Origin of the sequence: Pseudomonas sp. AN-1 (assembly GCF_034057115.1) — a bacterium.
In the GTDB taxonomy this organism is placed as follows: Bacteria; Pseudomonadota; Gammaproteobacteria; order Pseudomonadales; family Pseudomonadaceae; genus Geopseudomonas.
This window is the reverse complement of sequence record NZ_CP139195.1, coordinates 3,337,881-3,349,997: the sequence shown is the minus strand read 5'-3', so window position 1 is coordinate 3,349,997 and position 12,117 is coordinate 3,337,881. Positions and strand designations below refer to the sequence as shown.

The window sequence follows — 12,117 nt, the reverse complement described above, 5'->3', positions numbered from 1 at the left end:
CCGTGGCGGGCACGGGGTTCGCCGGCGCCGGCGGCGCCGCGGCTAGACGATGAAGTCCGTGGCGGTGAGCACCTGATGGCCGACCAGGGCCACCTGGAAGTCGCTGCCCGGATTGGCGTTCACGTTGCCATCGATCACCGTGTACTCCTGCCCGCCGATGGTCTCGTAGTGATAGGTCAGCTGCCCCGGGCCGGTGAGCGCGGCGCCGGCCGTGGCATTGAACGCGAACGCCTGGTTGCCCCAGCTGCCGGTGTTGGCATCGATGGTCGAGAAGTCCAGCTTGTCGACGCCGCTCTGGAAGTCGGTGATGACATCCCGCGCGGCCGCTCCCACGCCCGACTCGCCGATGGCGTTGAAGTCGAAGCGGTCGGCGCCCGCCCCGCCGCTCAGCACGTCGGCGCCGGCCCCGCCGGTCAGCGTGTCGTTGCCGCCGCCGCCGCTCAGCCGGTTGCCGGCGGCGCTGCCGGTGATGCTGTCGTTGCCGGAGCCGCCGATGAAGTTCTCGATGCTGCTCAGCGTGTCGCTCAGCGCCGTCGTGCTGCCCGTGCCGCCCACCACCACGCCGAACGCGCCGAGGTTCACGCTCAGGTCGGCGGTGGCCGCCGAATAGTCGACGGTATCGACGCCCACGCCGCCCTGGATGTCGTCGCGGGCATTGTCGCCGTGCAGCACGAAGGTGTCGTTGCCGCCATTGCCGAGCAGCTGGTTGGCGCCGACGGCGTCGCCGATCAGGTTGTCGCCGCTGCTGCCGCGCACGTTCTCGATGCCGGACAGCGTGTCGCTGCCGGTCTCGGCACTGAAGGCCGTGCCGGCGCCGAGGTCGACGCTGGCCGCCGCCGTGGTCGCCGACAGGTCGTAGGTGTCGATGCCGGCGCCACCCAGGTAGGCATCGTCGCCGTCGCCGACGCTCGCCCGCAGCGTGTCGTTGCCCGTGCCGCCGTCCACGGTGTCGTTGCCGGCACCGCCGGTGAGGATGTCGTTGCCGCCCAGCCCCAGCAGGATGTCGTTGCCCGCACTGCCGGACCTGACGTTGCCGGTGTCGGTCCCGGTGATGAAGGCGGTCTCCGCGGAGACGAAGCTGTAGCTGCCGAACGGATCGGCATAGCTGGAGGTCACCCGCACGCTGGTATTGCTCTGGTTGCTCAGCGTGGCCCCCGTGGCGCCGGCGATGTTGACCCAGTTGCCGTTGACCAGCCGCTGCCACTGGTAGCGGACGAAGCCGCTCATGCCGTCCGGATCGGCCAGGGTATTGCTGGCCGTGAGGCTCGCCGACGCGTTGCCGCTGGTGTAGCTGGCGATGTGCAGCGCCCCGCTGGCGGCCTCGTTGACGTTCTGCACGGTCACCGCCAGAGCCTGGGCATCCACGGCGATGCCGTCGCTGACCTGGACGATCAGCTCGTAGACGTTGTTGCCGTCGGCATCCGCCGGCGCCTCGAAGTCGGGCGCGGCCACGAAGCTCAGCACGCCGGTCGCGGCGTCGATGGAGAAGCGCGCCGCATCGGCCCCGCCGCCGATGGAGTAGGTCAGCACGCTGCCGGCATCGGCGTCGGTCGCCGTGACCGTGGTCAGCGCCGTGGCGTTCTCGGCCACGCTCAGCGCCGCCGTCTCGCCGCCGCCGTCCGAGGTGATCTGCGGCGCGCTGTTGAGCAGCTGGGCCTGGCCCACGGTGGCATCGGCGAAGCGGAAGTTCTCCACGCCGACCACCAGGTCCGTGCCGTCGCGGCCGGCCACCGTGTCGCTGATCCGGAAGGCCGTGATGGTGGCGGGGCCGGACGCGGCGACCACCGTGCGGGTGGCGAGGTCGAAGAAGATCCGCTCCACGCTGTAGTCGGCGCGGTTGCCGGCGAACACCGCGGTGTCGGCCGCGCCGGCCGTGCCGCCGTCGCCGACCGTGACGCTGTCGGCGAGATCGCTGCCCGCCACGCCGTTGCGCCACAGCCGCGTGAGCTGGCTGCCACCCAGCTCGAGGTCCTTGAAGGTGGCCGACTTGAGCATCTCGGTGAAGTGCTTGTCGAAGCCGGGGCCGGCGGCGTCGAGCAGGCCGTTGTTCTGGATGAAGCCGTCGGCACGGTGGCTGGCGCCATCGACGTAGTGATCGTAGCCGCCGGCGTAGGTGCCGATCAGGCTGTCCAGGCGGATGCCATCGCCGATCAGCAGGTCGTTGCCGCTGCCGCCGGTCAGCTGGTCGTCGCCGCTGCCGCCGATCAGCCAGTTGCCGTTGGCGTCGCCGAGGATGCGGTCGTTGCCCTGGCTGGCGATCACCCCCTCGATGCCCACCCAGGCCGGGAAGGGCGTGGTGCCGTCGATGGCGGCGATCGGGTTCTGCTGGGTCGAGAAGTCCACGCTGACGCCCTGCGGCGACCAGGCGTGGTCGCTGAAGTCGATCAGGTCGAAGCCGACGCCCTTGCCGTCGTTGCCGCGGTCGCTCTTGCCGTCGCCGCCCAGCACCTCGTCCGGGCCGCCGCCCATGGCCTGGGAGAAGGGTCCGGGACGCAGGATGTCGTCGCCGTCGAGACCGGCCGAGATGTCCTGGTCGTCGCCACCGATGATCAGGTCGTCGCCGCCGTCGCCCCACAGCAGGTCGCCGCCGATGCCGCCGTCGATGATGTCGTTGCCGTCGCCGCCATGGGTGAAGGCGTCGGTGTCGCCCTCGCCGAAGATGAAGTCGTCGCCCGCCTCGCCGGACAGCTTGTCGATGCCCACCCCGCTGTGCAGGATGTCGTTGCCCTCGCCGCCGATCACCTGGTCGACGCCGGCCGCGGCGACCGCGGTCTGTTCGCCGCTCACGTAGTCGTCGCCGGCGCCGCCATCGAGCAGGTCGCCGCCGTCGCCGCCGAGGATGCGGTCGTCGCCGTCGCCGCCGTAGATGCGGTCGATGCCGTTGCCGCCGTAGAGGATGTCGTTGCCGCCTTCGCCGTAGACGGTGTCGTCGCCGCCCCAGGCGTAGATCAGGTCGGCGTTGTCGCTGCCGACGATCACCTCGTGCGCCTCGGCGCCGCTGTTGGGCGTGCCGTCGAGGTTGAGGCCGCCGTTGATGGCGGTGGTGCCCGAGGTGGCCGCACTGTCCTCGACGCGCAGGTCGCGGACGTACTGCACGCCGTTGACGCTGACGATGGCGCCGTTGCCGGTGGTGGCGCTGCCCTTGGTGGAATAGATGCCCAGCGTCGGGTTGGCCGCCAGCACGTCACCGTACTTGTGCTCGGTCCTGGCGTTGGCCGCCGCCGTTTCCGACAGGTCGTAGTACTTGTCGGCGTAGGCGAACACGCTGCCGTTGAGGTGCTCGAGGCCGGTGTTGCGCTCGACGATGTCCTTGAACTGCTCGTTGACGATGCCTTCGCCCATCTGCAGCTGGTCGAGGCGGTACAGGTAGTAGAAGCGGTCGCCGTTCATCAGCCGGCTGATCTGGTCGGCGAACACCGTGTCGAAGGTCTCGCCGAGCAGGCCGCCGGTGACGTGCACCTCGGCCAGGCCGCCCAGCCAGGTGTCGATGTGCCGGAAGCCGTCCACCCCGTAGAGCGAGGCGTCGGTGTTCTGCAGGAAGTCCAGCGCCTGCTGGTAGGTGTAGCCCAGGGCGGCGGCGTCGCCCTCGGCGATGCTGCCGTTCTCCAGGCCGATCAGCGCCGCGGCGCGCTCGAGGTTGCCGTCGAACGAGTAGGCGGCGATGAAGTTCACCAGGTTGTCCGGGTGGATCATGTTGGCGCCGAAGTCGGCCCAGCTGGCGTACTCGCTGAGGCCGATGGCCTTGCGGAACTCGTTGAGGGTGGGGATGCCGAGGTCGCGGCTGCGGGCGATGTTGATCGCCGCCAGGTCCAGCGGCATGCCCAGCAGGCCCTGGTTGAGCGCCGGGGTGACGAACTCGTCGATCTCGTTGGCCTGCTGGTGGGTCATGCCCAGGGCGATGGCGGCCGCGCCCTTCTGCGCGAACAGCTCGGGCGACAGGAAGGCGCGCTCCAGCGCCACGCGCATCACCGCGCCGGTGATGTCGCCGTCGGGATCGATCAGGTCGATCGACTCGCGCAGCGTGCTGTGGCCGAAGCGGTAGGCCACCTGGGCGAAGTCCAGGCTGACGTCGCCCTGCTCGCCGCTGTTGTAGCCGACGAACTCGGCGATGTTGGGGGTGATGGTGCGGGCGAACTGGTCCACCGCGGTGTGCTGGTACTCCATCTCGACGGTGATCTTGGCGGCGTGGAACAGCCTGGCCTCGTCCCAGGCGATGGAGCCGTCGGCGTTGAGGTAGTTGCCGCTGGCGTCCTGGCTGGCGGTGGCCACCTGCCATTCGTGGAGCAGGTCGTGGTCGTAGGTGCCGTGCTGGTCGAGCCGCTCCTGGCGCAGGTCCTCGGCCGTGACGGCCGCCTGGATGTTGCGCACCTGGAAGTTGTGCTCCTCGTGCCAGACGTGGTGGACCGCGGTCAGGCCGATGTTCTCGTTCACCCGGCCGTCGCCGGCGATGTAGTGGTCGCCTACCGCGGCCAGCAGCAGGTCGCCGACGGCGGCACGCACTGCCGGGTCGATGGCGATCACCCCGGGACCGGCCTGCATGCTGGTCTTGATGCTGAAGTCGGCGAAGTTCACCCACAGGGCCAGCGCGCTGGCGCCGGTCAGGGTCATGGCCGGCGAGCCCGGACCCATGGCGCCGGCGGGCAGCTTGAGTTCGAGATAGCCGTCGTTGGCCCCGGCGCCGTCGACGTAGGCGAAGTCGTAGCCGGCGCCCAGCGCCTGCGCGGCCGCCTTGAGGGTGGCGATGCCGGCGGCGAAATCGGCCGCCGCGTCCGGGTTCAGCGGGTTTTCGAAATGCGCCTCGTCGAAGCGCGGGTTCATGTCGAGGATCAGCGCCTGGCCGGAATTGCCCGCCTCCGCGCCGGTCGCCACGTGCCCTGCCGCGTCGCGGTTGCGCAGGTTGGCCACGTCCTCCCAGCTCAGGTCGTCGCGGCCGGTGGCGATCAGGTGCGCGCGCAGCTCGTTGAGCGTGGGCAGGGTGGCATGGGTCGTCTCGCCGAAGGCGTTCTGCCAGGCCGCCGAGGTATTGCCGTCCAGCATGTGGGCACCGGCGTGGTAGCTCACACCGTTGTCGGTGGACACCCACTCGCGCAGCAGGTCGGTCACTTGCTGGCTGGAGCCGTAGGTCTGGCTCTGGTCGATGTAGGGCGAGGTGTGGTTGACCCACTGCGGCGTGCCGTCGGCGGTGAAGCCGCTGACGTCGGCACGGGTGATGACGATCTTGCTGGCCGGCTGGCCGGTGGTGGGATCGATGACGCCGTACAGCGGATCGTCCGGCGCCAGGTTGATGGTGATCCGGGTGCCGTCGCCGCCCTTGCCGACGAAGTCGAGGCCGTGGTCGAAGAACTGGCCGAACAGCACGAACCAGCCGTTGACCGGCGCCATGCCGGGGTTCTGCGCGCCGACGAAGAATTCGTTGCTGGCCGAACCGTCCTCGTTGACCGGGCGCTGGGCGTCCTGCTGGCCGAGCGACTCGAGCAGGCCGTAGTCGGCGACCTGGGTGAAGCCGTTGGCGTCCTTGACCAGGTGGCTGCCGCCGGGCTCGGTCTGGAAGGTCACGCCGGCCGTGGTGGTCAGCTGGCTGATCATCCGCGGCGTGTAGTCGACGACGTTCTGCACCGGCGAGGCCTCGTCGACGTCCGGGGTGGACAGGTCGTCGCCGCGCTTGGTGTAGTCCGCCGCAGCCGGGTTCGGACTGGTGGCGAACTTCAGCGCGTAGAAGGCATTCGGATCGCCGGCATCCAGCGGCCTGACGTACTGGTCGTACACCACCTGGGTGCGCTGCAGGAACGGCTGGTCGACCGCCCCCCAGGTGGCATTCACCAGGTACAGGTTGTTGTTCAGCCCGGACGGATCGCGCAGGCCCTGGGCGGCGGTCACCGCGGCATAGGACTGGCCGTAGGCGGCGATGTTGGCCGCCGGGCTGCCCAGATCCTGATAGGCAACCCCCTTGGCGTTGTACACGGTGCAGGTTCCGTCCCAGTTGATGACGGCATTGCCAGCGGCATCGTACAGGGGGCGGAAGTTGATCTGGTCCCGCATGAAGTTCAGATCGGAAATATTGAAGCGGAAAGGCTTGAGAACATAACTGGTGGCCATGATGTTTTCCCCTGGCGATTGAATCCCATAACTTCGGATCCGCCTCCGCGAGTCCGGAGTTATTCCTTGCCGGCGAACTTCACCATGTATATCCACGCCGGACTTTCGCTGCGCAAAGAGCGACTTCCCCTCCCGCCCGGACAATCGCGAAATGCGCCCCGAAGTTACCGATTAGTGCCGCATTCTTTTTTGCCCGACAGTCGTGCGCCCCATCTCCCGTATGGTGATAGTCTTCATCCGTCACCTGTCTGTAGAGTCTAGGGGCGTGCGGAAAATGGCGAAGAACGAAAAGGTCCAATCGAATTCGGCGACTTCAGGCCCGGTCGCTGCTCGGACCTTGGTCGGAGGCGCTCGCCATTCCCGCCAGGGAAATCGCGGCAGGCCGGACCTGCCGCACGGCGCCAGCCACGGCATGAGCCGCTCCACCCAGTTCCTCGTCGCCGCCGCGCTGACCCTCGGCCTGACCATGACCTTCGTCGGCAACCTGGTCAGCGCGCGGGTGCAGAGCGCCGCCCTGCAGAGCGCGGCCGAGGCCGGCGCGCTCTACATGGAGGCCTTCCTGGAACCCTACGTGCAGGAGCTGAGCAGCACCGCCACCCTCTCGCCGCAGAGCACCCGGGCGCTCGACCAGCTGACCCGCAGCCCGTCGCTCAGGCGCCACGTCGCCTCGGTGAAGATCTGGCGCACGGACGGCACCGTGGCCTACAGCACGGACAAGTCGATCACCCACCGCAGCTTTCCCATGGACGAGATCGCCGGGGCGCTGGCCGGCCGGGTGGTCACCGCCCTCGAGGATCTCGAGCAGGAGGAGAACGACTTCGAGCGCAGCCTCGCCATCCCCCTCTACGAGATCTACGCCCCGCTGCGCGCCGCCGACAGCGGCAAGGTCGTCGCCGTCGGCGAGTTCTACGAAAGGGCCGACGGGCTCGAGAAGGAAATCGGCCGGGTGCGCCGGCAGGTCTGGCTGGTGGTCGGCACCGCGACCCTGGCCATGCTGGGACTGATCTACTTCTTCGTCCGCCGCGGCGACCGGATCATCCAGCACCAGCGCATGGCGCTGAACGCGCGCGTGATCGCCCAGGCCCGCCTGCATCGCAAGAACGCCAAGCTGCAGAAGCGGATCACCAATGCCACCCACGAGTTCTGGAAGATCAACGAGCTCACCCTCAGGCGCCTCGGCGCCGACCTGCACGATGGCCCGGCGCAGCTGCTGACCCTGATCCTCATCCGCCTCGACGACCTCGCCGAACAGCTCGGCGCGGCCCATGGCACCCCCGGCGAGGAGTACGAAACGATCAGGGGCGCCGCCCAGGATGCCCTGCGGGAAATCCGCGACATCTCCCGCGGCCTGGCCCTCCCGGAGGTCAACGACCTGACGCTGCACGAGGAGCTGCAGCTCGCCGCCCAGCGGCACATGCAGCGGACCTCGACGGCGGTCGAGCTGGCGCTGGCGCCGCTGCCCCCGAGCGCGCCCCTGCCCCTGAAGATCTGCATCTACCGCTTCGTCCAGGAATGCCTGAACAACGCCTTTCGCCATGCCGATGGCGCCGGCCAGATGCTGGCCGCCAGCTATGGCAACGGACTGCTGAGCGTGCAGGTATCGGACCGCGGACCGGGGATGCCGGCGCGGGCGCCGGAGGTGGGGGGCGGCGACAATGCCCGCCTGGGCCTGGCCGGCCTGCGCTATCGGGTGGAATCGCTCGGTGGCTTCTTCACCATCGACTCGCAGCCGGGACAGGGCACCACGGTGAAGGCGCAATTCAGACTGTAGCGCGGCGCAGGATGCCGGAACTTCACGATTCCTTGGAGTCGTGCAGCGACGCCCCGAAGATCATTCGCCCCATGCTTTCGCGCTCCCAGTAACGGCGCAGGGCGGCGACCGCCTCGACGCGGTTGCGGGCATTCAACTTCTGCATGACGCAGGTCATGTAGTGTTTCACTGTCTTCTCGCTGATCGCCAGTCGCCAGGCAACTTCCTTGTTGGTCAGTCCGTTGGAAACTTCGCGAATGACCTGCTCCTCGCGGTGAGTCAGCCTGACGCCTTTCTTGTCGGCCTCCTGCCTGCCGAAGTTCTGCAGCAACTTCTTCTCCAGCGCCGGACTTATGTAGATGGCCCCCATGGCCACGATGCGGATGGCCTGCACCAGATCCGGCCCGCTGATGCCCTTGAGCAGATAACCCTTCGCCCCGGCCTCGAGCGCGCAGCAGGCATCCTCCTCCGACTCGGAGACGGTGAGCATGATGATCTTGACGGCAGGCAGGCGCGAGGCGATCGCGCGCACCGCGGCGAAGGTGTCGCCGGGCATGTTCACGTCCATCAGCAGGACATCCGGAGCGAGGCGCTCGGCGATCGACTGCGCCTCGTCGGCGCTGCCGCCCTGCTCCACCACCTTGAGATCGGCCCGCTTCCTGAGCGTGTTGACGACGCCCTCGCGCAACAGCGGATGATCGTCGACGACACCAATCCTGATCTGCATGGAAAGATCCTTCTCTAGCCCCCACCCCGACCCTCTCGGCGCCCCGCGCCCGCGGACCGCGCCGCTCGCCGGTCGCAACCGTTCGCCCCGGGCGGGACGGACGCCCGCCGGGTTGCCGGCCTTTTCTGGCAGCGTAGCAGGCCGCCGGCGCGGCGCCGCTACGCTCGTCGGCTCGCACCGCCGCAGGCGCGCTCCGCGTGCGGGCACCCCGGACTTAGGTCCGACGATTTCGCCCCGCCAAACGGCCGTCGCAGGGACCGCCAGCCCCCGCCAAGCCCTTGTTTTCACTGGACCTTCCCGCCGACCGAAGCGCAGGCAGCGGCTCCGCGCCGGCCCGCCGCGCTCGCCGCACGGCGCCTCCCGCCTAAGCTAACCCTGAAAGCCGTGACAGGGCCGTTGCGCCGCGGGACCCGCCCCGGAAGGGCCGGGCCTGCCGCACGGGATCGCCCATGATCCGCTGCCGTGGATGAGCACGATGGACCGCAAACCGAAGCCACGCTCCGAACTCGCCGAGGCCCTGTTCAGCCTGCGCCATACCTTCTACGCGCTGGCCGGCTTCAGCGGGGTCATCAACCTGCTGATGCTCACCCCAGCGGTCTACATGCTGCAGGTCTACGACCGCGCCCTGGTCAGCGCCAACTCCACCACGCTGCTGATGCTGACCCTGCTGATGGTCGGCCTGTACGTGCTGCTGGCCCTGCTCGAGACGCTGCGCAGCCGGGTGATGATCCGCGTCGGCAACCGCCTCGACATGAGCCTCAGCCGCCGGGTCTTCCGCGCCGCCTTCGAGCGCAACCTGAGCCGCGCCGGCGGCAATCCGGCGCAGGCCCTGCAGGATCTCGCCCAGGTGCGCCAGTTCCTCACCGGCAACGGCCTGTTCGCCTTCTTCGATGCGCCCTGGACGCCGATCTACCTGTCCATCGCCTTCCTCGTCCACCCCCTGCTCGGCTTCCTCACCCTGGCCGGCTCGCTGCTGCTGGTGGCGCTGACCTTCCTCACCGAGCTGGCCACCGCCAAGCCGCTGGCCGAGGCCAACCAGGCGAGCCAGGCCTCGGCCAGCTTCGCCAACAACAACCTGCGCAACGCCGAGGCCATCGCCGCGCTGGGCATGCTGCCGGCCATCGGCCGGCGCTGGTTCGCCAGCTACCTGCGCATCCTCGACAAGCAGACGCTCGCCTCGGACCGCGCCGCCTGGATCGGCGGCCTGGGCCGCTTCGTGCGGCTGACCCTGCAGTCGCTGATCCTCGGCGCCGGGGCGCTGCTGGCCATCGACGGGCAGATCACCCCGGGCATGATGATCGCCTGCTCGATCCTCAGCGGCCGGGCGCTGGCGCCGGTCGAGCAGGTCATCGGCGCCTGGCGGCCGCTGCTCGGCGCCCGCCGCGCCTGGGGCCGCCTGCGCCAGCTGCTGGAGGACTTCCCGACCCCGCCGGCGGCGATGCCGCTGCAGCGTCCGCTCGGCCTGCTGAGCGTCGAGAACCTCCACGCCGGCGCACCGGGCTCGACCCAGCCGATCATCCGCGGGGTGAACCTGCGCCTGGCGCCAGGCGAGTCGCTGGGCATCATCGGCCCCTCGGCGGCCGGCAAGTCGACCCTCGCCCGCCTGCTGGTGGGCATCTGGCCGCCCCTCAGCGGCAAGGTCCGCCTCGACGGCGCGGACGTCTTCGCCTGGAACAAGGAGGAACTCGGGCCGTGGCTCGGCTACCTGCCGCAGGACGTCGAGCTGTTCGAGGGCAGCATCGCGGAGAACATCGCCCGCTTCGGCGAGATCGACGGCGAGGCGGTCGTCCTCGCCGCCAGGCGCGCCGGCGTGCACGAGATGATCCTGCGCTTCCCCAGGGGCTACGACACCCTGCTGGACGCCGACGGCCACCCGCTGTCCGGCGGGCAGAAGCAGCGCATCGGCCTGGCGCGCGCCATCTACGGCGAGCCGAGCCTGGTCGTCCTCGACGAGCCGAACGCCAGCCTCGACGACGCCGGCGAGCGGGCGCTGCTCGAGGTCATCGCCATGCTCCGCCAGCGCCGCTGCACGACCGTCATCGTTTCGCACCGCCCCGGCACGCTCAACGCCGTCGACAAGCTCCTGCTGCTGCGCGAGGGCGTTATGCAGCTGTTCGGCCCCCGCGACGAGGTGCTCGCCGCGCTGGCGCCGGCCAGCGCGCACCCCGCCGCCAATACCCTGACCGCGGTCGGGAGGAGGGAATGATGTCCACGCTGGATTTCGGCCAGGGCAGCCCCTGCCCCGCCCCGGTCATCGCGGTCGACGACCGCAAGACCGTGCGCCGCGGCCTGGCGCTGGTGCTGGTCGCCTTCGGCGGCTTCCTGCTGTGGGCCTGGCTGGCGCCGCTGGATGCCGGGGTGGTCGCCTCCGCCACCGTGAAGGTGTCGAGCAACCGCAAGAGCATTGAGCACCTGACCGGCGGCAGCGTGGAGGCCATTCTGGTGCGCGAGGGCGACAGCGTCAGCGAGGGCCAGCCGCTGGTCCGCCTCGACGCCACCGAGGCCCGCGCCGAGCAGGGCGTGATCGGCGCCCAGTACCTCGCCGCCCGCACGATGGAGAACCGCCTGGAGGCCGAGCGCGACGACCGCGAGCAGGTCGCCTTCGATGCCGGGCTGTCGGAACGCTTCGGCGACAGCGCGGAGCTGGCCGCGGCGCTCGACCTGCAGAGGCGCCTGTTCGCCACCCGGCGCACCAGCCGCGCCGGCGAGGTCAGCATCCTGCAGGAGTCGCTCGACTCGGCGGAGAACCAGGCCAAGGGGCTGCAGCAGATCTACGCCGCCCGCGCCGCGCAGTTGCGCTTTCTCCAGCAGGAACTCGACGGCGCGCGCCAGCTGGCGGCCGAAGGCTACATCCCGCGCAACCGCATGCTCGAACTCGAGCGCAGCGCCGCCGAGCTGAACGCCGCCCAGGCGGAGAACCAGAACGAACTCGCACGCATCCGCGGGCAGGCGGCCGAGCTGCGCCTGCGCATCCTCCAGCACGACCACGACTATCGCAAGGAGATCCAGGCGCAGCTGGCCGACGTCCGCAAGGAGCGCAGCGCCCTCGCCGACCGCCTGCAGGCCCTCGACTACCAGGTCCGCCACACCGTCATCCGCGCCCCCATCGACGGCATGGTCCAGGGCCTGAACATCGCCACCATCGGCGGCGTGATCCAGCCGGGCGCCAGGATCATGGAGATAGTCCCGGCCAACGAGCCGCTGCAGATCGACGCCATGCTGCCGGTGCAGGTCATCGACCGGATGGAGCCCGGACTGCCGGTGAGCATCGCCTTCCCCGCCTTCAACCACGCGCAGACCCCCAGCATCCCCGGCCGGGTGCTGACGGTGTCGGCCGACCGGCTGATCGACGAGGAAAGCCGCCAGCCGTTCTACCTTGCCCAGATCGAGGTCACCACGGAGGGCATGGCGATGCTCGGCGCCAACCGCATCCGCGCCGGCATGCCGGCCTCGGTCACCATCCGGACCGGGGAGCGCAACCTGCTGAGCTACCTGCTCAAACCTCTCCTCGACAGGGTCGCCAGTTCGTTCAAGGAGCAGTGAG

Annotated in this window: 5 protein-coding genes; 3 read left to right on the top strand and 2 right to left on the bottom strand. The window is 69.6% G+C overall.

From position 1 onward, the window contains the following. Window positions 1-42: 42 nt before the first annotated feature. On the bottom strand, window positions 43-6,096 hold the full coding sequence (locus SK095_RS15770; RefSeq protein ID WP_320546812.1) for a peroxidase family protein: 6,054 nt from the start codon (window positions 6,094-6,096) through the stop codon (window positions 43-45). A gap of 274 nt (window positions 6,097-6,370) precedes the next feature. On the opposite strand from SK095_RS15770, the gene SK095_RS15765 reads away from it, so the two are divergent. Next, window positions 6,371-7,867, top strand: a complete 1,497-nt coding sequence (locus SK095_RS15765) for a sensor histidine kinase (RefSeq protein ID WP_136490661.1) — start codon at window positions 6,371-6,373, stop codon at window positions 7,865-7,867. A gap of 22 nt (window positions 7,868-7,889) precedes the next feature. On the opposite strand, the gene SK095_RS15760 is transcribed toward SK095_RS15765, so the two are convergent. Then, on the bottom strand, window positions 7,890-8,573 hold the full coding sequence (locus SK095_RS15760) for a response regulator (protein WP_136490662.1): 684 nt from the start codon (window positions 8,571-8,573) through the stop codon (window positions 7,890-7,892). A gap of 475 nt (window positions 8,574-9,048) precedes the next feature. Here SK095_RS15760 and SK095_RS15755 point away from each other — a divergent pair, with 475 nt between their 5' ends. Next, window positions 9,049-10,779 carry a type I secretion system permease/ATPase gene (locus SK095_RS15755; protein ID WP_201485295.1) on the top strand — a complete coding sequence of 577 codons (1,731 nt, stop codon included), beginning with the start codon at window positions 9,049-9,051 and terminating at the stop codon, window positions 10,777-10,779. Then, on the top strand, window positions 10,779-12,116 hold the full coding sequence (locus SK095_RS15750) for an HlyD family type I secretion periplasmic adaptor subunit (protein WP_320546811.1): 1,338 nt from the start codon (window positions 10,779-10,781) through the stop codon (window positions 12,114-12,116). The genes SK095_RS15755 and SK095_RS15750 overlap by 1 nt, the downstream gene beginning before the upstream one ends. Window position 12,117: the final 1 nt, after the last annotated feature.

Coding starts and splice junctions, on each gene's coding strand:
- SK095_RS15770 (WP_320546812.1), bottom strand. CDS start 6,096: ATGGCCACCAGTTATGTTCTCAAGCCTTTCCGCTTCAATATTTCCGAT.
- SK095_RS15765 (WP_136490661.1), top strand. CDS start 6,371: ATGGCGAAGAACGAAAAGGTCCAATCGAATTCGGCGACTTCAGGCCCG.
- SK095_RS15760 (WP_136490662.1), bottom strand. CDS start 8,573: ATGCAGATCAGGATTGGTGTCGTCGACGATCATCCGCTGTTGCGCGAG.
- SK095_RS15755 (WP_201485295.1), top strand. CDS start 9,049: ATGGACCGCAAACCGAAGCCACGCTCCGAACTCGCCGAGGCCCTGTTC.
- SK095_RS15750 (WP_320546811.1), top strand. CDS start 10,779: ATGTCCACGCTGGATTTCGGCCAGGGCAGCCCCTGCCCCGCCCCGGTC.